General features: G+C 65.3%; 29 protein-coding genes and 1 pseudogene. 19 read left to right on the forward strand and 11 right to left on the reverse strand.

From position 1 onward, the window contains the following. Positions 1-52: 52 nt before the first annotated feature. The 6 genes from AB0J78_RS32030 to AB0J78_RS32055 form a co-directional block, all read right to left on the reverse strand. Complete coding sequence (locus AB0J78_RS32030) at positions 53-2,455, reverse strand: tetratricopeptide repeat protein (protein ID WP_363795573.1); 2,403 nt, start codon at positions 2,453-2,455, stop codon at positions 53-55. A 21-nt stretch (positions 2,456-2,476) separates the two neighbouring features. Next, a complete protein-coding gene (locus AB0J78_RS32035; RefSeq protein WP_363795575.1) occupies positions 2,477-2,827 on the reverse strand; it encodes a hypothetical protein in 351 nt (116 codons plus the stop codon). Between the two features lie 152 nt (positions 2,828-2,979). Continuing rightward, entirely contained in the window at positions 2,980-3,519 is a 540-nt protein-coding gene (locus AB0J78_RS32040; RefSeq protein ID WP_363795577.1) for a hypothetical protein, read from the reverse strand. Between the two features lie 93 nt (positions 3,520-3,612). Continuing rightward, positions 3,613-4,797, reverse strand: a complete 1,185-nt coding sequence (locus AB0J78_RS32045) for a hypothetical protein (RefSeq protein ID WP_363795579.1) — start codon at positions 4,795-4,797, stop codon at positions 3,613-3,615. A gap of 15 nt (positions 4,798-4,812) precedes the next feature. After that, positions 4,813-5,109 (reverse strand): hypothetical protein, encoded by a 297-nt coding sequence (locus AB0J78_RS32050; RefSeq protein WP_363795581.1) that lies wholly within the window; start codon positions 5,107-5,109, stop codon positions 4,813-4,815. Then, the gene (locus AB0J78_RS32055) at positions 5,109-5,441 is read right to left on the reverse strand and encodes an SAV_915 family protein (RefSeq protein ID WP_363795583.1); all 333 of its coding nucleotides are present in this window, start codon (positions 5,439-5,441) and stop codon (positions 5,109-5,111) included. Before AB0J78_RS32055 ends, AB0J78_RS32050 begins: the two co-directional genes overlap by 1 nt. A 738-nt stretch (positions 5,442-6,179) precedes the next feature. Here AB0J78_RS32055 and AB0J78_RS32060 point away from each other — a divergent pair. Further along, positions 6,180-6,383 (forward strand): MerR family transcriptional regulator, encoded by a 204-nt coding sequence (locus AB0J78_RS32060; RefSeq protein ID WP_363795585.1) that lies wholly within the window; start codon positions 6,180-6,182, stop codon positions 6,381-6,383. 260 nt (positions 6,384-6,643) lie between these two features. Here AB0J78_RS32060 and AB0J78_RS32065 read toward each other — a convergent pair whose 3' ends face one another. The 4 genes from AB0J78_RS32065 to AB0J78_RS32080 form a co-directional block, all read right to left on the reverse strand. Continuing rightward, a complete protein-coding gene (locus AB0J78_RS32065; protein WP_363795587.1) occupies positions 6,644-6,880 on the reverse strand; it encodes a DUF397 domain-containing protein in 237 nt (78 codons plus the stop codon). Between the two features lie 45 nt (positions 6,881-6,925). Next, positions 6,926-7,339, reverse strand: a complete 414-nt coding sequence (locus AB0J78_RS32070; protein WP_363795589.1) for a hypothetical protein — start codon at positions 7,337-7,339, stop codon at positions 6,926-6,928. A 365-nt stretch (positions 7,340-7,704) separates the two neighbouring features. After that, entirely contained in the window at positions 7,705-8,085 is a 381-nt protein-coding gene (locus AB0J78_RS32075) for a hypothetical protein (RefSeq protein WP_363795591.1), read from the reverse strand. Positions 8,086-8,098: 13 nt separating this feature from the next. Beyond that, the gene (locus AB0J78_RS32080) at positions 8,099-9,475 is read right to left on the reverse strand and encodes a helix-turn-helix transcriptional regulator (protein WP_363795592.1); all 1,377 of its coding nucleotides are present in this window, start codon (positions 9,473-9,475) and stop codon (positions 8,099-8,101) included. 188 nt (positions 9,476-9,663) lie between these two features. Here AB0J78_RS32080 and AB0J78_RS32085 point away from each other — a divergent pair, with 188 nt between their 5' ends. The 18 genes and pseudogenes from AB0J78_RS32085 to AB0J78_RS32170 form a co-directional block, all read left to right on the forward strand. Then, positions 9,664-9,918, forward strand: coding sequence for a zinc finger protein (locus tag AB0J78_RS32085; RefSeq protein ID WP_363795594.1), 255 nt, complete (start codon positions 9,664-9,666; stop codon positions 9,916-9,918). 1,150 nt (positions 9,919-11,068) lie between these two features. Further along, complete coding sequence (locus AB0J78_RS32090; protein ID WP_363795596.1) at positions 11,069-11,539, forward strand: hypothetical protein; 471 nt, start codon at positions 11,069-11,071, stop codon at positions 11,537-11,539. Positions 11,540-11,666: 127 nt separating this feature from the next. Next, positions 11,667-13,055 carry a hypothetical protein gene (locus tag AB0J78_RS32095; protein WP_363795598.1) on the forward strand — a complete coding sequence of 463 codons (1,389 nt, stop codon included), beginning with the start codon at positions 11,667-11,669 and terminating at the stop codon, positions 13,053-13,055. A gap of 96 nt (positions 13,056-13,151) precedes the next feature. Further along, positions 13,152-13,343, forward strand: a complete 192-nt coding sequence (locus tag AB0J78_RS32100; RefSeq protein ID WP_363795600.1) for a hypothetical protein — start codon at positions 13,152-13,154, stop codon at positions 13,341-13,343. 135 nt (positions 13,344-13,478) lie between these two features. After that, entirely contained in the window at positions 13,479-13,607 is a 129-nt protein-coding gene (locus AB0J78_RS32105; RefSeq protein ID WP_363795602.1) for a hypothetical protein, read from the forward strand. Positions 13,608-13,679: 72 nt separating this feature from the next. Beyond that, on the forward strand, positions 13,680-14,084 hold the full coding sequence (locus AB0J78_RS32110) for a hypothetical protein (RefSeq protein ID WP_363795604.1): 405 nt from the start codon (positions 13,680-13,682) through the stop codon (positions 14,082-14,084). Between the two features lie 121 nt (positions 14,085-14,205). After that, complete coding sequence (locus tag AB0J78_RS32115; protein ID WP_363795606.1) at positions 14,206-15,078, forward strand: bifunctional DNA primase/polymerase; 873 nt, start codon at positions 14,206-14,208, stop codon at positions 15,076-15,078. Positions 15,079-15,334: 256 nt separating this feature from the next. Next, on the forward strand, positions 15,335-16,354 hold the full coding sequence (locus tag AB0J78_RS32120; protein ID WP_363795608.1) for a DUF4192 domain-containing protein: 1,020 nt from the start codon (positions 15,335-15,337) through the stop codon (positions 16,352-16,354). A 178-nt stretch (positions 16,355-16,532) separates the two neighbouring features. Next, the gene (locus tag AB0J78_RS32125) at positions 16,533-17,096 is read left to right on the forward strand and encodes a hypothetical protein (RefSeq protein WP_363795610.1); all 564 of its coding nucleotides are present in this window, start codon (positions 16,533-16,535) and stop codon (positions 17,094-17,096) included. 192 nt (positions 17,097-17,288) lie between these two features. Next, positions 17,289-17,714, forward strand: coding sequence for a hypothetical protein (locus AB0J78_RS32130; RefSeq protein ID WP_363795612.1), 426 nt, complete (start codon positions 17,289-17,291; stop codon positions 17,712-17,714). Positions 17,715-17,989: 275 nt separating this feature from the next. Further along, the gene (locus AB0J78_RS32135) at positions 17,990-18,451 is read left to right on the forward strand and encodes a hypothetical protein (RefSeq protein WP_363795614.1); all 462 of its coding nucleotides are present in this window, start codon (positions 17,990-17,992) and stop codon (positions 18,449-18,451) included. Between the two features lie 38 nt (positions 18,452-18,489). Continuing rightward, complete coding sequence (locus AB0J78_RS32140; protein ID WP_363795616.1) at positions 18,490-18,738, forward strand: hypothetical protein; 249 nt, start codon at positions 18,490-18,492, stop codon at positions 18,736-18,738. Positions 18,739-18,847: 109 nt separating this feature from the next. Further along, complete coding sequence (locus tag AB0J78_RS32145; RefSeq protein ID WP_363795618.1) at positions 18,848-19,222, forward strand: hypothetical protein; 375 nt, start codon at positions 18,848-18,850, stop codon at positions 19,220-19,222. Next, positions 19,219-19,449 (forward strand): hypothetical protein, encoded by a 231-nt coding sequence (locus AB0J78_RS32150; protein ID WP_363795620.1) that lies wholly within the window; start codon positions 19,219-19,221, stop codon positions 19,447-19,449. Before AB0J78_RS32145 ends, AB0J78_RS32150 begins: the two co-directional genes overlap by 4 nt. 307 nt (positions 19,450-19,756) lie before the next feature. Beyond that, a complete protein-coding gene (locus AB0J78_RS32155; RefSeq protein ID WP_363795622.1) occupies positions 19,757-20,203 on the forward strand; it encodes a single-stranded DNA-binding protein in 447 nt (148 codons plus the stop codon). 116 nt (positions 20,204-20,319) lie between these two features. Continuing rightward, positions 20,320-20,907, forward strand: coding sequence for a hypothetical protein (locus AB0J78_RS32160; RefSeq protein ID WP_363795624.1), 588 nt, complete (start codon positions 20,320-20,322; stop codon positions 20,905-20,907). A 160-nt stretch (positions 20,908-21,067) separates the two neighbouring features. Next, positions 21,068-21,709 (forward strand): hypothetical protein, encoded by a 642-nt coding sequence (locus AB0J78_RS32165; RefSeq protein ID WP_363795626.1) that lies wholly within the window; start codon positions 21,068-21,070, stop codon positions 21,707-21,709. A 104-nt stretch (positions 21,710-21,813) separates the two neighbouring features. After that, positions 21,814-21,965, forward strand: a pseudogene (locus AB0J78_RS32170) (methylmalonate-semialdehyde dehydrogenase (CoA acylating)); the annotation flags it as partial. A 38-nt stretch (positions 21,966-22,003) separates the two neighbouring features. Here AB0J78_RS32170 and AB0J78_RS32175 read toward each other — a convergent pair. Then, positions 22,004-24,022: a transglycosylase domain-containing protein gene (locus AB0J78_RS32175; protein ID WP_363795628.1), complete on the reverse strand. Its 2,019-nt coding sequence runs from the start codon at positions 24,020-24,022 to the stop codon at positions 22,004-22,006. Positions 24,023-24,503: the final 481 nt, after the last annotated feature.

Here is a 24,503-nt window from a genome sequence, read left to right on the forward strand (position 1 = left end):
AGCCAAGCACTCGAAATAGCTCAAACCGATCCAGCATCGTGCACGGTCCTGGTCAACCGTCGATCGGCCAGCGGAGCAGGAACTTTCCCAGCGCGTCGTCGATGAGACGTCCGCGCTCAGTCGGTTCGCCGTCATGATCGATGTGCTCGCTGAAGGCGTCGGAAAGGATATCTTCCACAGCCTCGCGTTCATCTTGGCTGGGCTCGCTGCTCGCCCGCAACGAGTTCAGCAGATCGTTGTCGTGTTCGTCGAGTACTGCAACGAAGACCTCCTGGAGCTCGGGAGTCAAGCTGCCGATAACGTCGCTCACGGATGCCTCCTTCGAGCTCTCGGTTCGGATCTCTCTCAAGCCTTCGTCGGCAATCCGAAGAAGGTCATTCGCCTCTATCTTCTTAGCAAGTTCCACGGCAGTATTGAGTTTCTTTTCACCCGCTTTCAGCCGACCTGCGCTCACCAAAGCACACCCGAGTTTAATCAATGCGTAAACTTCGAAATATCTGCTCTTTTCCTGCCTACACAGAACCACCGCACGCTTCAACAGCTTCACAGATTCTTCATGCTTCCCTGCGGCATGGTGGGCAATACCAAGGTTTGTCCACGCCCTAGCATACCTGAGGCCGTCGCCAGCCTCCTTATACAGAGCGATAGCGTGGTTGTGTGATTGAATAGAATCCTCAAAGTTCCCTAAAGCCATCTGACAAGCCCCGAGGTTGTTCCAAGCCCTAGCCTGCCCGTAGCGGTCCCCAATCCTTTGGCGAATATCCAGCGCACGCCGGTGGGAATCGATAGCCTTTTCTGCGTTCCCCATTGCCAATAGGGCACCTCCGCAATTGTTCCACGCCCTTGCCTCACCCCCGCTATCACCAATCATATGGTAAAGATAAATTGCGCGCTGGTGAGCCTCGATTGCTTTCTCAAATTGATCCACCCCTGAGAGGGCAGCGCCCAGGTTATCCGATGCCTTAGCTTCGCAGAGGTACCCTCCCGCGGGATAAGCCACCTTATAGGCAACGTAAGATACGGCGACCCAATCATCGAAATAACGCAAAATTTGGAGAAGTTCAGACATAGAAGTTGGAAGACCGAATGCGATGTCCGCATGCCCGGCGTCTGCCGCCGCGTGGGCAGCGGCAACCAGGTTGGCCCGTTCGGCGTCGAACCACGCTAATGCCTCTTCTCGGCCATTGAAGGCATTGGAAGTTCGAGGCGCCGACTCGACACGCACGTGTTGATCTGCATGATAAGCCATTTGATTGTAGTAGACCAACAATCGGCGATGTGCCCGGCGCGGAGCAATCGACGAAAATTGAGGCTCGGCAAGGCGGTGGAGGGCGTAGTCTGCGAGGAGGTCATGCATCGCCCAACGTCCGGCATCAACAGCATCGGGCCTCAGTAGGTGCGCGGCAGCCAACTCATCCAGCACTTCTCCTACCTCGTCGACGTCCTTACCGGCCAGAACAGCGGCGGCCGCGGTTGAGAGGCTAGGCCCTGGATTGAGGGCAAGCAAAACGAATACCTCTGCCTGCTCGGCTGACAGCCGTTCGAACGAGACATCAAAAGCGGCTCGTACAGCCCTTCGCTTATTCCCCAAATCGAGTCGGTCGAGCCGCCGTACCCTGTCGTCCAGCTGGTCAGCCAGACGTGTCGGAGTTACCCGTGGCGACCTACTTAGGCGCGCCGCGCAGATCCGCAAGGCCAACGGGAGGAAACCACATGCGTCGGCAATGCGACCCAAACCCTCGTTGTCATCAACGCGCGCATCCACGGGATTAGAAGCTGTGAGCACTTCCTTTAATAGGTACCGTGCCGCGTCTCGGCTCAAGACATCCAAGTCAACACGCACGGCCGCCTGCAGTAGGTCTAAATGACTGCGTGACGTAATTAGCAGCCGATGACACCCACGGCCGGGCAATAGTGGTTCAACTTGTTCCACCTCGGCAGCGTTGTCAGCTACTATCAAGACAGGACCAGCTCGCTCCTTGGCAATCTCTTGCAGTCGCGACCGATAAAGCTTCGCCCGCTGGTCCAGCGTGGGCGGAATATGTACCGCCGAAATACCCATATCGCGCAACAACGTCTCCAGCGCGTGCTCGGGATCAATCGGTGCGGCTTCAGGCGTGTATCCATGCAAGTCGATGAATAACACTGACGAGAACCATCCGCGCGTACGAGCCGTATGCGCGGCCACCGTCGCCAGTGCAGTCTTGCCGACACCGCCCATGCCGGCAACTGCCGAAATGACCACGCCACCGCCTACGGCTTCTGTGGTCGGATCTAACGCTTCCAACAAGCGTTGTAGGTCACTATCCCGACCGGTGAACGCATCTGGGACAGTTGGTAATGTTTCGAGCGCTTGCGGAAGCATTCCATAGTGGTGATGAATCGACTGGTTAGCCACGACATCGCGGCCAGCGCGAATGTGCTTCTGTGTGACGGTCTGACGGCTCGTCGACACGATGTCTCCAAAGTTTGTGGTCTATCGGTCGGAGTCAGAGTTAGGGAACTCCTGCTTACCGATGACGTCGCCGTCGGCCTCTAGGCGCGTCTGCCGGATCAGGTCAGCACTCGCCGCGCTTCCACCAGACTTGCCCACAATGCGCCCCTTGGCCCTCACTTGCCGCTGGTCAACACGGTCTCTCGTCGTATCACGGTCGTCGACGCCACGCATGAAGGCACGCATCACCAGGCCACAAGCGATGGACAGCGCCGCGATAGTTCCGGCAACCCAACTGGTGTACTCCATCCCCTTCGTCATCATGCCGCCAGCAATGGCAGCAGCAATAGCCAGGGCACCGACGAGAAAGAGCACGCGCACGAATAAGGACATGGCCGTCATTATGCTGGATCGCCCCCCTTGATGGGCACGAACCGGTGAGTAGCTTCCGTGAGCTGTGTCAGCTAGCCTGGACACGGTCCTACGGTTTCTGCTGGTTAGCTCGGCAGTATCGCCGTTGCCGAGCACGTTCCATCTTCTTTGGATTAGTATGACCGAAGCTTCAGCTTGTCCAACGCCTTCTGGTTGGTTTTTGCGCTCCCGTGTTGCACTGAATGAAGGATGCCGTTGTAGACGAGGTCCCACAATGCTTGGTTTGCCTCGACGTCAGCCGCATCAATCGAGAGCTCGTTGCCCTTCTTGTCCTTGAGCTCGAGCGTCCACGCAAGGCCGGCGCTGGCTCCTTCGACCGTCACCTCGGTGAGTTCGTAGGTGTCGATGTGACCATCTTTGAGCGCGAGCCAGTCTGCGCCCGCTGAAATCCCGGATGAGTGGAAGAACAGAATCCACAGGGGCCAGAGGATTACTGGCGGTAGGACGAAAAGCCAGAGCCACCACGTCCCCATCCACTCGAATCCCCAGTCTCGAAGGCACATCAGGGCGAACAGGATCGCTGACACGATGAGCCCGGAGATGATCGCCGAGTCGATCGTCGACTGGTACCACTCCAACACGGGCCCGCGGCCTTCAGGCGCCTTCGGGTAGCGCGCGAACTTCGACGAACGCCGCGGCAGCTTTGTCCACACGGTGATTCGTGGCGCCTGCGGCGGGCGGGGCGCGCCAGTCTGAGGACTCGGACGACGGGGAAGTGAAGTTGCCACGGTATCTCGCTCTGGCCCTTACCTGGTCATCTTCGGGTTGATCTCTTCCAGTCGCTTGCCAGCGTTGATCATGTCATCGCCGAATTCTTCAACGGCGAATCCGACGCCGATACCGACGAGGCCACCGACGATCGCCCCTGGTGGGCCGCCAATCGCGGCGCCGACGATCGCACCGGACGTCAAGCTAGCTGTTCCGCTGGCGACCGCGATGGTCGGGTCCTTGCCCTGGCTGATGTCGTATCCGATGCCGCCGGCAGTAGCCAGGAGCCCCAGCCCAGGAATGATCTTCCCGAACTTGGAAGCGCCTTTCAGCCAGGGGCTGGCGGGCTTGAACCCCTTGGGCACGAGTTTCGCGTCGAGCTGACGCAGGCTTGCCTGCACCCTCGGGGGAAACCGGTCGATGACACGGGCTGCGCGGGAAGCTGTGGCTTCATTCAGCGCGTCTTGGGCACGCATGTCGTTCGTGATCTGGATCGCCGCGGCCTTGGTGCGGTTGGCGATGCTCAGGTTCTGGCTTGTCGTCAGCTTGGCGGAACGCTCGGCCTTGGTCATGGCATCGTCGGCGAACTCCTTGTACTTGCTGAGCCGAACGGCCGTCGCTCCAACGAATCCGCCTGAAATGTCGGTGAGCGTGAGAGACAACTTCGCCGGGTCAAGCACACCCGACAGGAAGCGCACCAGGACGTGCTGGGACTGCGATTCCTTGTCCTTGGCCTCTTTCACGATCTGACTGGCCTGCGCATATGCCATTGCCTTGCGATCGAACGCCGCCTGCGCATCGACCGCCGCTTCATGCTGCTGTCGTTCCTGCGGTGCCGCCTGCTTCGACAGCGGCTTCGGATCGGGCGGTGCAGGCCCAGGCTCTTCGATCTTGAAGCCGTTGACCGTGAGGCCGCCTTCCTGCGCGACATCGCGAGCGCGCTGCATCATGGCCTTGACCGTGCGGAGATCGTCGGCGTGGATCTGGAGTGCACGGCACGTGTCCTTCAGCGCTCGAACCTCGGTATCGGCCATCCTGCCAGCGCCGATCAAGACAGCACGGAAGCCGTCGGCGGCTGCGCCAACCCATCCTGACTCGGAATTCGTGCTGGTGAGCTGCACCTGACGGGCTGCCTCTTCGGCGCCTTCAGATTGCTTGCTCATCCAATCGCACACCGCAGTCAAGCTCTCCGGGTCGCCCTTGACTTCAGTATCCAGCGACATCGATCTCCCCCACGTCTACCGCGGCTGCTCGGCCGCCAGCTCGCCGACCCGAAGAGCGGCTGCCTGCTCGTAGTCGACTTCGGAATACACGGCACGACTGTCTGCGGTCGCATCTCCGACAGCCGCGATGCCCGTTGAAAGGTTCCCCATCGCCTCAGTCAACAGTGCGATGGCTCCTTGCACTGCACCCGTGATGACTCCAGCCTGCGGATCTGGTGGAGGCGTGGCCTGTTCCTCCAGTTCCGCACCGGTGTTGCGAAGCCTGCTGGCCAGCGCGTTAAGCAGCTCAGGGTGCGCGTTCAGATCCGCCATTAGTCCCCCTGTTGAAACCGGGTGCGCCGCTCCTCTGCCGGGAGGGCCGCGTCCCACAGCACGACGTCTGCACCACTGCGTGCCTTGATGTCTTCGATCTGCTCGCCTTTGACAGCAACCCAGGGCTGACCGTCTCCGCAACCGTCGACGAGCTGCTGAAGTGAGGTGAAGGTCAGCAACGCGCGGTGCCCGTCGGCGGTGTCCCGCAGCTCGACCGTGACGTCGCTGTCTCCACGGGCCACGCGCGCGCAGGGGATGTATGCCGTTTCGGGTACGTCTTCCTCGTCATCGAGCGGTGCGACATGCTCCGCGCCGATCACCGACGGCGCCACGTCCCCATGATCACGGAACAGGTGTCGGTCTCCGTACGCCAAACGTCCTCCCTACCTGCGGCTTGCCAGCCTCGCATCCTACCGAGTGGACCTTGAAACAAGTCAGGATTGCTTCAGCTCCTGCGCTTGTCGACGTCGTCTCACACGAACGGCCCAGTGAACGTGCGAGGCCGACGCCGCAGAGTTTTCTACAGCGTCGGCCACGACTGACAGCGCGAAACTACTCAGGATCGGAGCTGGATTCGCGCTCAATCTCTAGCCCAACCCCGAAGACGGCGGGGTCGAGTCCAACAGGCGCCGGGATTGGTGGTCCGACGACCACTTCTGGCTCACAGGGTTGGTCTGTGGCCGACTCGGGACTAGTCATGAACTCCTCTCGATTCGTATCGGCGATCACGCTTGGAGCGCTTGGTGGGCCTCCCCCGGATGCGGATTCGGAAGTGCCGGGTTCACGACGGCCCATGCCGCTCGTCGGCATTCCGGGCAGGTGTCGTCGAGCCATTCGATCTCGGTCGCCTTGCGAATGACCAGGTCAAGCCCGCACAACGCTGAGTCCTCATCGGGGCGGTAGGCATGGCGTCGGCCAGCGTGTGGTTGCCATCGGACCACCGGCTCCGTCTGCTGCAACACAGGCAACGGCCTCCCCAGGAAGACGCCCCAAACTGGAATATCTGTAAACTGAGGAACAACTGTAACATTGGGAAAGACGGCATGCTCCGGAGTTCGTAAGTTCGGGGCATGCCTAGTCAGTCGCGCCTCATCAGCAGCTCGGAGCTGGCGCGCGAGCTGGGCGTCACGCGTCAGACGATCGCACGGTGGGTCCGGCGCGGTGTGATCACACCCGCGTCGGTCACCGCAGGCGGTCAAGCGCGGTTCGACATGGACCAGGCCAAACGCGAACTGCGAGAACACACCAAGCGGGACCGTGAGCAGGACCAATAGCCGGCGAAGACCCCATCTCGCAGTCGGTCAGGCTTCTGCTGTGTCGCCACTTGGCCAGATCACGGCCTGACCAGCAATAACAGTCTCACCGTTGAAGGTCAGACTGGGCCTACGGCGCAGAACGTAATCGCGGGGTCAATGTTGGCCCGGAGATAGCGGCGCGGCGGTCCTGGACACTTCCTCCTGACTTCGATTAACGGAGCGCTGTCCGACGCGACGCCCCCGCTGTGACGGGACGTCGGGTCGTCATGCCAGGTGGTTCAGACTGCCGGTTCCAGGGCACCGGTAACCAGGTGGTCGAACTCGCCGCGCTTGATCCCGTCGAAGAAGATGGCGAGGTTGCGCACGGAGGTCTCAACGACCGCCGAGGGGTTGTCGGACTCGACCAGGAATGCCGAAGTCCCCTCAACGGCGACGTGGATGCACTCCTTGCCGTCAATGTGCGAGCGGCTCGCCTTCACGAAGTTCAGCTCGGTGCCGTCAATCAGGAGATTCATTGCTGTGCTCCATTTTTCGGAGCACGGGCCACATCGATCAAGTTATCAGCGGTCGAACTTCGCGAGAAGGCTCTGAGTGGAAATCGCCTGATTGGATGCGTCGATGGGGTTGTCCTCGCCAGTGACGTCCTTCAGCATCTGCGAGCTGCGGGTCTGGCGTTCCCACTCAATTCGACTGGCGAGATCGACGTCACCAGGGGTACCGACGGCCGCGAACTGGCCGGAACTGATCACCTCGGTAAGGAAGTCGAGCACCCAGCCTGGCGAGTTGGTCTGGTCCCAGCTGGCACCGCAGGCGAAGCAGTCCACACGCCACACGGCGGCATCCGGGTTTCCAGGCGGGAAGTTGGCCGCCTGGAGCCGCACGTACTCGTGCGGATGCAGGCACTGCTTCGGGTTCATCCAGATCTGACTCGGGTACTCGGGATCCCGTCCCGGTGCGATCTCGTGATCAGCCATCGTCATCCCCCTTGGTGGGCCGCGCGATCAGGATAGCGCCGAGTATGCGCTCGGTCACAGAGGGTTGATGGATAGGTGTCCCAGCTGCATCGCAGCTGGGGACACCGACCCGTCCAGGACCATGCTGTTGATCTCAACGTGCGGCAACCTCTCTGAAGGCCCGCCGCTGCACCAGCCACAGCAGGCCGTCGCCCCGCATGGAGCACTGATATCCGTCCGGCGTCCATGCGGACGCAGTCTCCTCGTGGAAGGTCGGGCACGGCCCACGTTCTCCAGCCGCGCATGCGCGCCGTACACGTCGGTGTCAACTTCCTCGAGCTACGAGCACTTGGTGGTCGCACGCGGCGGCTGGGAAAGTTGCGAGATCACCGTGACGCGGTGTGTGGCGCGATCTCCTTTTCGATGCGCTCGAAGATGTCGGAATCGGTTTCGCGCTGCCATTCGGGCATGTCCGCCCAGTCAGCGACGTAGGCGGGCTTGGGGTCGGCGAAATGCTTGTAGATCTGGCCGGTCCAGCACAGCGCCACGAACCTGCCCTTTTGCTCGCGGGTGAGCTTCGAAGCACTGCCGGCCGTGGTCTCGATGAAGTCCTGCACCTGCTGATACACCGCCGCCGCGCTCGCACGTTCCCAGTCGGGCGTTTCTTCCCACGGTGCGATGTATCCGGGCTTGGGCTCGCCGGGGTAATGCGCATTCACCCCAGCGATCCATGCCTCGCGGAAGATGCGGCCCTTCTCGTCCGACACTGAAAACCTCTCCTCACTGTGAGTTGGTTACGGACACGACGTCCTTGATCTGCGAATCCAGGTAGCGCACATGCCGGTCGCCGAGGTACGGCACCAGCTGCTCTCGAAGATCTCCGAGCTTGCGGCCAACGTATCCGACCGAGGCCGTCTGCCTGGCGCTGTCCACTGCCGCAGCACCGTTCATCACCAGCTGGTCGACGTCTCCTCGCTGAGCGCCGACGGTCGCAAGATCAACGAGCACGCTGCCACGACGGCGCGCCGACCTCGCTTGCCCCAGTGCCTTGTTGAGTGCAGGCTCAGCCAGCTCCGGGCGGCGCAGGGTGACGAAACACGCGGCGCGCTCCTCGTCCAGGCGTGACCCTTCGAATCGAAGCCAGCCTGTCGCAGGTGCCTTGTGGTCAAGGCCGGCAACTTCATCGGCCCTGTCCAACGCCCGTTGGCAGGCGGACAAGTCCTCAAGACCCGCGTAGGTCTGGGCTTGGACGGCCGCAACCCAGTACCGGGTCGTCCGGGCGGGGTCGCCCCGCACCGCGAGCTTGGCCGCCCCTTCCAGCAATGGAACGGCATCGTTGAACTGGTGTTCGTAGATGCTGATGAAGGCATGGCGCGTCATGGCGCATGCCCAGAGGTCGGGATCGCGCGCTTCCTTGCTGACATGCGCGGCCTCGGCATAGCACTGCGCGGCGGCCGCGTAGTTGCCGCTATCGAAGAAGGCTTCCCCGCAGAGTTGGAACAGATCACCGGCTGTCGTGCACAAGCGGCGCTGTACATGAGCGGTTTGGGACTCATTCAAGCTCGCATGCAGGGTCGCAAGCTGTTGTCGTACAGCCGGGAGCACCTCGCGTTTGGATTGTGCTTCGGCGAACCGTGCCCACAGCGTGTCGTTGAGCTGTTCGTAGGCGTCCAGGGTCGCCGAGTCGAGGTGGCGGGGATGTGCTTCGGCGTGCCGCACTCGATCGACATCGACAGCGGGGATCGCAAGCAGGCTTCCGGTCGCTGCTACAAGGCGGAGTAGTTCGCGGCGATTCACGTCGTCCTGCCCATCCTCGTCGCGCGGCGAGCCGGGGAACCGCGGTGGTTGTGGTGTTGCGTCAAACCTTCGTACCGGCCCGCCCTGCAGCTCAGCAATCCTGACCCGCTTCTCTTCCGCGACGACACGATCGAAGCCCTCAACCAATTCGCCATTGGCTTCGAGGGCTTGATCAGCGGTTTCCCAGAAACCGCGGTCGGGGAACTGCCGGCCGGACTCGATGTGTGAAATTGATGTTCGAGAGTAGGCGGTGATCCTCCCGATAGCGGTTTGGTCGAGCGGTGACGCCTCCCGGTACCGGCGGAGCACAGCCCCGAGGCCGCGGCGCAGTTCGGTGACCGCTTCCTGCGTACGGGCCACGGGAGTCTCCAGTCAAGTGCGCAGTGTGTGTCCGATCAGGCCAGCGTAGCTAGCTGCACGAACACGAGGCCACGGATAAGTGTGGGAGTTTCGCCCACACCCTGCCCCACATCAACTCCACACGGTTACGTGATGACTGCGGAGCGCAACGAACGGATGCGTCGACCGGAAGCTGTGGGGAGAACACATTGAGTACTGCGTGGAGGCCGCACCCGTTCCACTGGGTCCCTGCCGACGGCCAGAGACACGCTTCGCACGGACGCGTAGCTGACGGTGATTCCAGCCGGATGCTCTGCGGTGAATACGCGGTCGCTTTCTATGGCGTTACCGCGTGGCTGTGGGCGACCTGCGTCACCTGCAACATTGCCGCGCACGAGCTTGCCGGTGTGCCGATGGTGCGTGCTGGACACCTCGAGGGCCGGTCGGTCGGGGCCGAGGCATGACAGCGGCTCCGAAGATGCGGGCCTCGAATCACCGGCAGCTCAGCGGGCAAATCGCCTGTGCCGACCACCCCAGTTGAGGGGTGGGGCGTTCGTTTCGAAATGAAGACCGCCCGGCCGGGTTCCGTATCCGAGTGGAGCACGGGCCACACCCCGGCCGGGCCGCCAGGCCCCGTGTCGTGATTCGCAGTCGCCGGCACGGGGCCTGGCTCCAGTTTAGGAAGGTTGATCGGATGTGGAAACGCCGGAAGCAGCGGAGAAGTCGTCTTCATTGGTCACGTGTTCGGGTCGCTCGGTAGGCGGCAAGTTGTGAAGCGACCCTCTCGACGCCCTGCACCTCGAGGATGTTTCGGAGCTCGACCGGACCGTAGTGCCCGCGTGCGGCACCTACCGCGAGAAGGGCCTGCGGGCACTCTGTGGGGTTCGCAAGTGACCGTCATCCTCGCCCGTCGCCATACAGCTACCCGTACTCAACGGATCATCCATCTCTGGGAAGCCGTCCAACCCGGGCCGATGGTGGAAGCGCTACGCAAAACCGAGCCCGAGCCGGATCAGCTCGAACCGTGCGAGACGGTCGGCACGTCGTGTGAACCCTGTCTGATTCGCGCGAGTCTCCTGTCCGCCACGCATGGCGACCTTCCGTGTCGGGCGCCTGGTAAGTCACGTGCGATCAGCAGCAAGTACGCCGAAAGTCAAGGCGAGCGGACCGAGTGGGTGCCCACGGAGTCGCTGGATGGCTGGCCTGTGGCAGTTTCCGCGCGCATGCGCTCTGGATGGCGGGAGATCCGCGTTCCTAACGGGTACTTATGCCCGAGCTTGCGGGCGGTACAAGCCTGAGTTTCCGCCGCGTATCACGGTTGCGCTCGTGCACCGGTACTCCGACCGCGGGCCGCTGTGTCTGTTCGCCTGTTGTGACAAGTCGCCCGGCAGCGGTGTCGCGTTTCGGTGTTCTGCCTGCGGGCAGGGTGCTGGACGCCGGGCCGCTGCACGCAACACGGGCACCCCGGAGGGGACCCCGCCCGTGTTGCGTTCCGGGCCCACCGCCCAGCCGCGGGGCCGCAGGCAGAACCCCCGCACGCCACCGCTGCCCCGCCTAGGGTTCGGTGGCGGGGTTCTGTCCTTTTCTGGTTCCTGCGAAAAGGATCACGTATCGATGAATTTGCCGAAATACACCAGGTTTCAGTACGGCCATGACGAATCACGGATCTTCCTCGACGACGCGCACGTGATCGGCATCCTCGATCACCCTCGCGAGGACTCCGAGGTGCGGGTGACGTTTTGCGGGCCGTCGGGCACGCGCTTTGCCATGCCCGCGGTGGAGGACATCACCGGCGGGGTCAGTTCGATCATCACCGCCTCACTGCACTACGACTACCGTGCCCACGAGATCGCCATCGGCTACGTCTCCGCACGCGGTTACGGGGTGTGCTGTCCCACCTGCCACACGGCCGGCACCGTCCTTTCGCGCTTCTACGACTGTCCCTTTGAAGCGCAGGAGCGTGCCGTGGCCGACCACGAAGACCTCTGCGGTCAACCGGCCGTGGTCGTGGCCAAGCCGGTATCCCGGGGGCCGGATCGTCCGCCGCCCAACGCCTGGCCGACCGAGGATCCAGACCGGTCCTGAACTCCCGCGAGCGCTGAATCGCATCCTCCCCACAGACCAAGAACTCCAGCTCATGAGCGGCGGAGTCGGGCACGAGCCCGGCTCCGCCGCCTTTTTGTGTTCCGGCTTCGTTGAATGGAGAGCACTCATGACCACCACTGAGCGGCAGCTGCCGTACTTCGACCACCTCAACCCGCAGGACCTGGTCCTTCGCAACAATCCGCGCACGATTACAGATCTGGAGGCCGAGGAGCCGGAGATGCTGGCCAGCATCGGCACCCACGGGGTCCGCCTTCCTCTCCTGGCCACCCCCACCCCGGAGGGGCCGGCGGTGATCGATGGGTTCACCCGGGTCCTCTGCGCCCTGCACCACAAGCAGGATCAGGTACCGGCTCTGTTGGTCGATGAGGCCGAGGCCGAGGAGTGGCAGCGGTTGGTGGATCAGTGGATCGCCAACGAGCACCGCCGCGGCCTCGGTGAGGCCGACAAGGCCGCGATGATCGAGCAGATGGCACTGTTCGGGTTCAACCCGGACGACATCGCCGAGAAACTCACCACCGACGTCACCCTCGTCAACGCCGCGTTGAAGGTCCGCCGCAGTGAGAAGACGTCGTCGCTGGCTCGCCAGCATGCCCAGTTGAACATGGTGGAGATCGCCGCGATCAGCGAGTTCGAGAACGACGAGGACGCCTACGCCGAGATCGTCGACACGCTGGAGAACCGGCCGGCGCAGCTCCATCATGTGATGGCTCGGTGGCGCAACGAGCTCGAGGCGCGGCAGGCCCGCGAGGCCGAACTGCAGCGGTTGCGCACGGCGGGCGTCAACGTGGTCGACTCCGCCGAGCTTCCCGAGACCGCTCGTGCGCTCTCGGAGCTGAAGAACCCCCAGGGCGAGATCCTTGCGGACAAGCTTGAGGAGCACCAGTCCTGCCCGGGGCATGCCGCGAGCGTGCGGTCGACCTACCTCGGCGAACCGCGTGTGTCCTGGCATTGCCTGGACTGGAAGACCCACGGCCACGCTCCGCGCTCCGACGCCTCCGCCGAGAGCGGGCTGACCGAGGAGCAGAAGGCTGAGCGGCAGCGGGCGCGGGCGTACAACCCGCAGTGGCGTGCCGCGCTGGAGGTCCGCCGGGAGTGGTTGGGCGAGTTCCTGCAGCGCAAGACGCCCCCGAAACAGGCTAGGCAGTTTCTGGCTTCCGTTCTCGCCGCCGGCGATGATCAGGTGACCAAGGCGATCAGTCGCGGGAACCGCTACGCCCGCACCGTGCTGGGCGACAAACGCATCGACCGGCTTCAGGCCGGTGGGCGTCGGATGACTGAGGACCAGGTCACCATGCTCGAACTCGGGCTCGTGCTCTGCGCTTACGAGCATGCCTACGACGCTGCCCACACCGTGAGCACCTGGCGCTCCCCCACTCCGGCCGATCAGCGCTACCTCGCCGCGCTCGAAGGCTGGGGCTACACGCTGTCCCCGGTGGAACAGCTGGTCTTGCACCCCGACACCGCCACGGCCACGCCGGAGGGCGAGGCTGCCTGAATCCCGCGTGCCATCTGCACGTCTCGCGGCGATCCCGGATCCCCACTGTGGGGTGCCCGGGATCGCCGCGTTGGTCGCTGGAGGAGAGGGTTTTCGGTGCCTGTCGGAGACGATTCCGATCTATCCAAGGTCAGTAACGAGCATCTCGAGGTGCTGACGTTCGACGTGAACATCGATCGCGATACCGCGCGGCTCGACACGCTGCAGGCCGAATGGTTCCGCCGGGCCGAGCGCAGCCGCCAACTCGGCCAGCTCGCCCGCGACCACAGCCACAAACCCCACCACTAGCGCCGTGGGCTGGATCCCGCCCAGGTCTTGCGGCACTTGCACCAAACCACCAATTTCCTACGTGGAGTTTGTCCCATGTGGTTGTTCTCGTTGGTCTTTCAGATCCTTGTTCTCGTTTTCGTTGGTGGTGTCGTCATGACAGCACTGCGGCACGTCGACGACTTCTTCACCGCCCTCATCGAACGCATCCGCACCACCACCCCACCGCCCGCGGCCGAGGCCGCACCCGAGGAGTCCACTGACGATTCCGACGAATCCCAGTAACAGTCGCCTTGGCGAACGCCGGTCCTGCAGCGGCAGGACCGGCGTTCGCCATGTCCAGGGGAGGAATCCACCGTGAACACCCGCGCGAACCCGGCATCGTGGCCCTCTCGCGAGCCCGCGAAGGTCCGGATCTTGCACAACAACAACCCCCAAGCCCAGTTCTACGGCTACACGCTGCGCGACACCCTCACCTGCGTCGACACCTACGACGACCTCGACGTCCAGCCCGCGACCCCTGGCATCGAGGTCGCCGAGCGCGCTTTCATAATCTTCGGCCTCGTCGGTCATGCCCCCGATTCCGGCCCGATCGACCCGCGGACCGTGGCCTACCGGGAGCAGGGCAACCGGCCGCTGTCGGTGGGTGACGTGGTGTGCGTGGACGGGCACTTCTTCGCCTGCGAGCCCTTCGGCTGGAACGAGATCGACCCGCCCCGCGAAACCCCCAGCGATCTCCCGGAACCCACCCAGCTCGATTGAGCGATGCGGTGGCTCCTCGGGGTGCGACGAAATGCGCCGACGGGGGCTTACCGTGAGGTCCAGGAAGGACTCCTCAGCCATGTCATCCACACCTACCGACACGGCAGTAGGGCCACGGTTGATGCGCCTCGCCCTCCAGACAGCCGGGGCGGGGCACTGGGTATTTCCACTGCGGCCCCGCAGCAAAAAGCCGGCCGTGAGTGCGTGGGAAACCGCCGCGACCACCGATCCCGAACGGATCACAGCGTGGTGGCGGCGGGCACCCTACAACGTCGGCATCGCCTGCGGCCCCAGCCACCTGCTCGTCATCGACCTCGACACTCCACACGACTCACCCACGACCAACGCCGGTGAGCACCGCACCGGCCGGGACGTCCTCGCGGTGCTCGCCGAGAAAGCCGGAGAGCCGTTTCCGGCCGATACCTACACGGTGGCCACCCCGAGTGGTGGGCAGCATCTGTATTTCGCCGCCCCGGACGAACCGGAGCTACGGTGCACGGTCGGGCAGCTCGGGCCGCTGGTCGACACCCGTGGCGCCGGGGGCTATGTGGTGGCCGCCGGGTCCGTGCTCCGCGAGGGCCGGTATCGCCTCCACTACGACGCCCCGATCGCACCGTTGCCGCAGTGGATCACCGGCCTGGTCACACCCCATCCGGTGTCGGAATCGTCGGACCTGCGGCTTACGCCTGAGCGTGCCGCGGCGTATGTCGCGGCCGTCCTCCGGGGCGAAACGGAGGCCGTGGCCCGGGCAGTAACCGGGCAGCGTCATCACGCGTTGCTGCGGGCTGCAGGCGCGTTGGGGCGTTTGGTCGGTGGCCAGGAACTCGACTACGCCGTCGCCGACAACACCCTGCGCCAGGCCGTCGAGCGACATCTCGGCCGGGACGGCTTCACCACCGACGAGGCCGACACCACCATCCGAGCCGGTCTGGCCTGGGGCATCCAGCGCCCCCGCCGCATCACCGAAACCCACCAGCCTTCCACCCACAGCTAACCAGGGGTCACTGACGGGCCGTGTCTCGCCCGAGGACCTCGACCTGCTGCGCAGCACATCAGGACCCCGGCCGGGGTGGCACGGGCGCCTGCGGCGTCGCTGCGCGATGTGCTGCGCACACCCCGCCACCCCCACCGGCGTCCTGATCCCGCCTTCACCCAGATCGACAACCCCTCGCCCCCTGGGCTACGCACTCGTGGCCACGGGGGCGAGGGGCTTTTTCAGCCTGTCCCAACACGTCACGGAGGGAACACCCATGAACGACCCCACCGCCGTGCCCATGCACTCGGTCCCGGACCTGCTCGCCGGGCTGCCTCATCTGATCGGGTTCTACCCGGTCGACTCACTGGTCATCGTCAACGCCCACCACCGCCACAGTGGCCAGCCCCGGTTGGGTGCCACGATGCGGGCCAGCCTCCCCGCCCCGGAGCACTACGCGCAGTTCCTGTCCTACCTGCTCACCGGACCGCTGCAGACTCTGCAGCCCGACGCCGTGCTGCTGTTCGTCATCACCCACCCCGACACCGAACAGCCCGACGGGTTGCCTCACCACCAGCTCATCAGCGGCCTCCTGGACGCGCTCACCACGGCCGGGCTCCCGGTGCTGACCGCGGCGTGGACCCCCGACATTCACGACGGTGCCGAGTGGATCTCCTACCTCGACCCGGATCTGCGCGGCACGGTCGGTGACCCGACGACCTCTGTGCTGGGGGCGGAGCTGGCAGCACGCGGCCACGTGTTGTTCTCCAGCCGCGAGGACATGTGCGCGCTCATCGCCCCCGAGCGAGACGGGGCCACCGCGGCCGAATGGGCCGTCAAGCTCGACGGGCTCGGCCTAGACGACACCGGCACCGACGCGGTCGCCGAACGTGTGGAGGCGATCGCCGCGGCCATCGCGGGTATCGCCGGTGACGCGTATCCGGATGAGGACTCGCTTGTGCGGATGCTGCACTGGATCTCCGACAGGCGCGTCCGCGACGCTCTCCTGCCCACCGCGCTGGGCGAGCACGCCGGTGCCGCGGAAAACCTGTGGATCACCCTCGTCCGCAAAGCCCCGGCACCCGAGCTCGCCGACGTCGCCACGCTGCTGGCGGTGTCGACCTACGTGCGCGGCGAAGGGGCCCTCACCCAGATCGCGCTCGGCCGGGCTCTGGAGGCCGATCCCGAACACACTCTCGCCGACCTGATCCGCCACACCCTGGACAGCGGCATCCCGCCGTCGGAGTTCGCGCAGTTCCTCCGGCACTACACCGACACCACCGACGCCACGAAGTAGCAGCAGAGCACCGCGCAGCTGCGTGTCAGGGCCCGGCTTTCGTTCGGTAACACACCGCCTGAAAGCCGGGCCATTTTGTGTCTCCGACACCAGCTTCTCGCGACTGCGCGCCTCCGGACGTGCCGACCGGGCACCCGGTTCTGACTGCACTCCACCGTATTTGTGATGGGAGAGCCCTTTGTTCACCGAACTCACCGACCTCATCGACGACGTGCACCGAGAACTTGTCCCGGTGTTCGACATGATGGAGTGGGCCGAGGACGAGATCAGTGCCGCGCGACGGCGCCATCCTGCCCATGCCGACACGCTGCACCACAGCTTCGCGCTCCTGACTCCCACTGGTGACCGGATGCGTACGGAGTTCGTTTACCGCGGCCACGCCCGCGAACTCCTCGACCGCGTCGCCCAGGGCGAGGACACGCGGCCCGCCACCGCTGCCGAGATCGTGCTCGCGTTCTGCTATGCCAGCCAGACCGCGCCGCTCAGTGCCACCGCGACCGGACTGGTGTTCCGCCTGTGGCAGGAGGCTTTTCCCGACACACCGGTGGATATCGACGACCAGGAACACCGGGAGCAGCTCTACGGCAGCAGCATCGATGACGCCGAAGCCGACACCCGCGCCAGGCTCGCCGTCTCCAGCCGGGTTCTCGGGACCATCGAGTGCGGCGGATGGCACCACGGCGAACCCGTGACCTGCAGTTACGCAACTCCCCCACTGCGTCTGGGACACAACACCGCATAGCCGCAGGGACAGGTGTGCCCTGGCCCTGCTCCACACGCCACCCGCGCGTCCTGCACGCGCCCACTGTCACACACCACACCTCCACTAGAAGGGGAGCTTCTCTTGTCTTCGACGTTTCGAGCCTCGACCGACCGGCGGCACGCCCTGCGATCGGGCCGTCATCGTCGGTGCCGTGGCTTAGCATCGCTGGCCATGCGGTTCCAGCCCTTCATCGTCTACGCCCGGCTGTGCGGAGCGGCCGGGCTCGGTGTACTGCTGGGCGCCGCCGCCACCGGTCTGCTCAACGTCCTCACCGGCAGCGTGTTCACTCACCTTCCGTACTGGTTGGCCGGTGTCCCGGTGCTGGCCGCCCTCGGCGCCCCCACCGGGCTGTTCGCCGGGTGGCTGACCCGCCGGTGGTTCGCCCCCGATGTCCCACGTCGCCAGCTGGTGTTCGCCGTGGGTGGGCCTGTCGCGGTACCGCTGGCCACCGCCGTGCACAGCGACTCAATCGCCCTGGCGTTCCCGCTCATGCTGGGTGCCGCGGCGATCGCCATCGCCCTGTGGGTGCGCGGGTACCGCCGCGAAACCGCCCAAGTCCGCGCCATGATGTACGGCTACCACCGCCACAACCGCTAACCCACCACCCCCGCCCGGTTCGTGCTAATCGGGTTTGTGTTCGTGTGTCGGTGGCGGGTGGGGTTCTGCCTGCACTGCAGCCTGCTGGATCGCGGGCCGCTCCACGCAACACGGCACCCCAGAGGGGACCCCGCCGTGCTTGCGTTCCGGACCCCCGATCCAGCACACGCGGCCGCAGGCAGAACGACCCACACCGGCTACCCCACCGTGGCACTGCCGCTGAAGGTGTCGGTCGTCTGCCCTTTTTCTGCCTTCTGCATGGAAAAGGATCCGCGATGTTGCCGAATGTCGTTGCCCAGCGCCGCGACCCGTACCGGACCCGAATTCTCTACGGCCGTCATGTGATCGGTGTGCTCACCGAACACCCTGAACACAACCGCGTCCACGTTGTTTTCCGTGGTCCTACTGGTCGGGGGTTTCGGCTGCCTGATTGCCACACCGTCTCTAGTGGCACGGCGTCGCTGATCGTCGCGGCGCTGAGCTACCACTATCAGCCCCACCAGATCACCCTCCGCACCACTGACGAGGGCTTCGTGCTGTGGTGCCCCACCTGCCACGGCGCCGGCATCGGGCTCGGCCAGTGCTACAGCACCAAGCAGGCCGGGCTCGAACGGGCCGTCGCCGATCACGCGAGCGTCGTGGGGCATCCGGCGGTGGTCGTCGACCGGCCCCAGGCGTTGCCCCCGGATGTGCCTCCGGACAACGCCGTGGCCACCGACGAAACGAGCACCCCATGAACACCGACCTCAGAGCCGAGTTGAGACGGGATCCGATCGTGCGTGACTTCGCACAACGAGTCCGCAACAGCGGGATGCCGCGGGAGTTTTTCCAAGCCGACGACGGCAGTCCCGGTCTGTGCCCGCTGTTCATCGACTCGATCCGGCGCGGCTACCGGCAACGGGGCGGCACGATCCACGCCGATCCGGCACTGGTGGCCGACGTCGTCCTCCGCCTCGCCTTCACCCCCACACCCAAGCCCAGCCTCCTCGACCGGCTCCGCCCCCTCCTGCGACGCCGCCGGTAACGCCAGCCCACCGCCCTGCGCGCGCGGCTGGTCCCGGAGCGCCAGACCAGCCGCCCGCGCACGACGCCTCACCAACCTGCCTGAAATTCCCACGATCGAAAGGCCTCTCATGCCGCTGCCCGAACACTCCCACGCACGCATCGAGGAACTGCAACGCGCGCTCGAGCAAGCCCGCTCCGAACTCACCGCGTTCCGCACACAGGTCCGATCCCGCATCATCCAGGCCCACAAAGACGGCGACATCTGCCTCACCGGCATGAACGGGGGTCTGCGGGACCTGGACCTACCCGAGTACGTCCCCGGCTGGAAAGGCACCGTCACCCTCTCCGTCGAGGTCGTGGTCACCGGCACCGAAAGCGAGGACATCGCGCGCCGCTGGGCGCAAGACGCTCTCATCGTGTCCTCACAGGACTCCGACGTGCACACCGAATCGATCGAACGCGACGCCGAAGACTTCAACGAAGCCGACGAGGACGACCTGTGAAGACACCCCACGACCTCCGCGCCCTCGCCGCCCAAGCCCTCGCGCGTGCTCGGGCGGGTGAGCCCGGCATGCGCCGCTACGCCCGGGGCCTGCTCGACGAAGCCCGCCGACGTGAACTCACCGAGCACTCGATGACCATCGGCCGCCGCAACGTCACCCCGAATAGCTACCGCGCCTTCCTCCGCAACCAGCTCACCGCAGCACCTGTGGAAGACCAGGTGGCTTGATCGCGAACATCCCGCAGGGGCCGAATCCCGTAGAGCTTCGCGGTGGGGTTGCTGGTGTTTGCTGAGTTCGGGGGCGGCGATTGCGTGGCTGTGGTGGGTCGATCTGAGGCGAATCAGATCAGCACGCGCCGGGTGCCGCAAGGGCGCCTGCGGCGTCGCTACGCGATAAACCCTTGCACCACCCGTCCCGTCCCGATCGCGCGGTCGCAGATCGACACCCCACAACCACACAACCCGGCCACGTGTTGGCCCGGTCTTCGGGGTGTCGGTGTTGCAAGCGAATTTTCGTGGATTGAGGAGGCCCGTTGTGGCTGGAGAAACCGAAATCACCATCGTCGGCAACCTGACCGCCAACCCCGAGCTCAAGTTCACCCACTCGGGCGCGGCCGTGGCGAACTTCACCGTCGCCAACAACCCGCGCTTTCTCGACCGCGCGAGCGGCGAGTGGAAGGACGGCGAGTCGCTGTTCCTGCGCTGCAACGCCTGGCGTCAGCTGGCCGAAAACGTCGCCGAATCTCTCACCAAGGGCACCCGCGTGATCGTGCAGGGCCGGTTGAAGCAGCGCAGCTTCGAAACCCGCGAGGGCGACAAGCGCACCGTGGTCGAGCTCGACGTCACCGAGATCGGCCCCGCCCTGCGCTACGCCACCGCCACCGTCCGCAAAGCCACCCGCACCACCACCGACGAGCCCCCCGCCGACGACATGTGGGCCGCCGCGCCCGCCGGAGCCGGCGCCGCCGACGCGCCGTTCTGATCACCGCCCCCAACGGGGTGGGTGCCGTTCCACCAACCGACGGCACCGACCCCTTCTTCTTTGCGCTCGCCGGTGCCTGCAAACCGACACCACCAACCCGAAGGAGGAAATCCGTCATGACCCAGCAACCCGACGCCGCCACCTGGCACGCCACCCCGCAGGACGAGGCCTGGTGGGCGCCGTCGACGCCGGAGATGATGACCGCGATCCTGCTCACCCGCGAGGGCGCGGGCATCATCGAGATCCCCCGCCACCAGCCCCAGCACGCCATCCGGGCGCGAGTGGGTGACCCGCTCACCGAACGCGTCCGCTACACCCTGGATGCCCTGATCTGGGTCGGGGACAACAGCCAGCGCACCAATGAGTTCAACCCGGGCGCCACCTCGCTCATCACTGAGCTGCTGAACCACATCACCACCGGTAACTACGCCGCCAGCGACCGCGCCCGCGCCCACACCCGGGCACTCTTGGACACCCCGGGGTTCGTTCCCGCCATCTACGGCAACGCCGTGATCACCGGTGTGGCCGACGACGGCGAACCCGGTCCGCTCTCCGAGGCCTTCACCCACTGGTTCGACTCCACCGCCACCGTCGTCCAGTCCTCCCTCGACGTCGACGTCCTCGCCCTTGCCGCCCTACTGGACGCGCTCGGCATCGACCCCGGCACCGTCCTGGAAACACCGGACACCCCGGACTCCCCCTGACCAACACACCGCCGGGGCCCGTGCCGCAGCCGGGCCCCGGCACACAACCGGCGCCCCTCACAACGAGGCCCCGGCTGGAACCGGAAATCAGACCGACTCCAGCCGGGGCCTCGTGCTGTCTTCACCCAGCTCACACCCACTGCGAAAGGCAGACCTCGTCATGCACCAGCCACCCCGTGACCTCCTCGACGACATCGAGCAGCTCCTCGCACCCCTCTCCGCACCGCAGGAGCCGTCCCCGGCCGCCAGCGGGTTCTGGGATGTCTCCGGGCCGGAGATGATGCGCGCCGTACTGCTCGACCAGGACCGCATCGAACTCATCGAGATCCCCCGCGCCGAACCGGTTCCCGCCATCGCCACCCGGGTCGGGGACCCGCTCGCCGAGCTCATTCAGTACACCCCCGACGTCCTGATCTGGGCCGGTGAAGACGGGGCACACACCAGCGAGCTCAACGACACCGCCACAGGGCTTGTCTGTGAGCTCATCGTCGATGTCGCCCAGGGCACCTACGCCTCCACCGAACACGGCCGTGCCCACGCCCAGCGCCTGGCCGTCACCCCGGAGTTCGTGCCGACCCTCTACGGCCCCGTCGTGCTCACCGGCGCCACCGAGCACGGCGAACCCGCACCATTCACCGACACCTTCGGCCACTGGTTCGCCACGATCCTCGACCAGATCGACCGCACCGCCGCCCGAATCCAGGCCCACGCCACCGTCGAGACGATCCTCTCCCTGTTCGGGCCGCTCCGTGCTCCCCGACCCCACGGTGAAGACACCGACGGCCCCACCCGCAGGCACTGACCTTCCGCACTACACAGGCTCGCTCACCCGGCTCGATGACCGGGTGAGCGGCACTGCTGTCCCCACCTTCCCAGCTGCGGCACGTCTCTCCTCGACCGGTCTCGCAGAACGAGATCGAAGTAGGCATGATCGGCATCAACGTTCCGGTCCCCGTCCCCACGGCACCGAAGGCGTGCATTTCCTCACGCCCGGCAAGGTCGTCGCCACCCGCTGGCTCGATCCCAGCCACGCCGGGCTCAACCTCGGATTCCCCAGAACTCCGCAGCTGAGCCCGTTCTCGCGGTACCCGGCTCGTCAATCGCCGCCACCATTGCCGTGCTTCGAGTGCCCGGGCCGCTTCGGTGGTGGGCCGGGCTCGCGTGGTGGCGGACCGGGCTCGGGCGGTGGCGGTGGGGCGACCGGCGCGGGTGGTGGCGGTGGGAGGAACTGTCCGATCGGTCCGGCTCTGGTGAAGGGCTGGACGGGCTTGCCTGCGAGGTAGGCGTTCATGAATTGCTGCCAGATGTGTCCGGGAAGGCCAGCGCCGAAGACGGGGCCGCCATTGGCGTCCCGCACCGGCAGCACCGGGTGCTGCGCGTCTCCCGCGCTCATCGACACGGCGGCGGAGATCTGCGGGGTGTAGCCCACCGTCCAGGCCTTCTCGTTGTCGGCGCCGTCACCGTTGCCGTACTGGTGTGTTCCGGTTTTCGCGGCCACCGGCCTTCCGTCCAGCGGCAGATGGGAGTGGTCGGCGACCTGGAGCAAGGACTCCGTCACGTTCGCGGCCAGGTTCCGGTTGCGGTGCGGGTCCTTCGCATCGAACGCGGGCTGCGGTTGCGGGCCGAAATCCCGCACGGTCTCGCCGGTGGTGTTGTCCACGATCTTCTGGACGAACCGGGGCTGGTTGCGCATCCCGTCGTTGGCGAAGGTCGCGTAAGCACCGGCCATGTCGGTGGTGCGCACCGGGTACATGCCCAACGCGATGCCGGCGCTGGTCGTGCCGTCGGCGTTGACCAGGGTCGGCGTGCCGTTGGCCACGCGAGGGATGCCCGCCTGGTGGGCGGCTTCGGCGACCTTGGCCGTCCCGAACTGCACCCCCATGTCCACGAACACCGTGTTGACCGATTTCGTCATCGCCTCGCGGACGCTGCAGTGCAGCGGGTCGTCGCACCTGACACCCGGGTTGTTGGCGAACGTCGTCCCCGCGATCTCACGCGGCGACGAGCCGTCGTAGAGCTCACCCAGGCCGCGGTTCTGCTCCAGCCCGGCCAGCGCCACGAACGGTTTGAACGCGGAACCGGGCTGCTGCGGCGCGTTGGCGTAATCGAACCCACCCGCGTCGGTGCCGCCGCCACCGTAGTAGGCGCGGATCGCTCCCGTGCTCGGTTCCACCGCGACCAGCGCCGGGTGCAGGTCGCTCGGCTGGCCCTGCATCACCGTGCTGACCGCATCTTCGGCAGCCTTCTGGGCCTGACGGTCGATGTTGGTGACGACGGTGTAGCCGTGCTGCTCCAGGCTCTGCTGGTTGTAGCCCTCCCGATCCAGCTCGGCGAGCACCTGCTCGCGGATCTGGTAATGCGTGCCCGTTGCCTGGTTCGTCCGGTCCGCACCGTTCTGCGTCGCCGGGAACCCCATCGCCGCGCGCTGCTCGGCCGTCACGAATTCGTAGCGCGCCATCTGGTCGGCGACGTAGGTCCACCGGCGCTGGGCCTGCACGGGGTTGATGCGCGGGTCGTTGTTGGACGGCTGCTGCACCATCCCCGCCAGCACCGCCGCCTCGGAGGCGTCCAGGTCCTTCGGTTCCTTGTGGAAGTACACGTTGGCGGCGGCGTGGATCCCGTACGCGCCCCGGCCGTAGTACGCGGTGTTCAAGTACGCCTTGAGGATCTCGTTCTTGGACTGCTGCTGGCTCATCTTGTACGCCAGCACGATTTCCTTGAACTTCCGCGTGTAGGTGTGCTCGTCGTTGCCGGTGGAGAGCTTGATGTACTGCTGGGTCAATGTCGAACCGCCACCGCTGTCATCACCGGTGAGCTGACCCCACACCGCCCGGACGATTCCGTTCACGTCGAAACCGGGGTTCTGGTAGAAGGTCGGATCCTCCGCCCCGAGCGTGGCATCCCGCATCGGATCGGACACCTCGCGGGTCACATCTCCGATCATCGTCCGATTCCCCGAGGCGGGGACGATCCGGGTCAGTTCCGTGTTGTCCGAATACTTGATCACAGCCGTCTGCGCGGTGCCCCGGGCGACCGACTCCGGGCTCTCCACATCCCACGTGACGTACCCGACGCCGAACGCGATCAGGAACAAGCAGATGCCCGTCGTGATCAACCAGATGACCGCCGAAAGCGGAACCAGCAGCCACCACTTGGCATTCCAGCGCCCTCCCCGCTGATTGCCAGGCCCCGTCGTACCCGCCAGAGGCGTCCCACCACCAGGGGTGGGGCGACCTAACCGTTGAGTGGGGCTGCCGGCTGAATCTGAACGCCTGTGCCGCCCAGTCGGTCCAGTCCAATCATCGCGCTCGCTGTTCACCAAGAGTCCTCCAAACGTGGCGCGGCGGGGCTCCACGGCAACACGTTCGGAGCACTCTGCCATCCTAGACAAGAATTGCGGTGAGGGCGTGACGCGCGAGACCGGCAGCCCGGCAACGAGATTGACCGTTTGCGATCAGCTCTCCACAGCGAGTGTCCGGGACTACTCGGGAGATCACCGACCAGAATCACGTTGCCACTGGGTGAAATCAACAAGCATGTGCCTCCACGGTGGACGAATTGACGTGATCGCCGCCGCGTGCGATACCGGGACGGCG

The organism is Saccharopolyspora sp. NPDC049426, from assembly GCF_040676935.1.
Classification (GTDB): domain Bacteria; phylum Actinomycetota; class Actinomycetes; order Mycobacteriales; family Pseudonocardiaceae; genus Saccharopolyspora.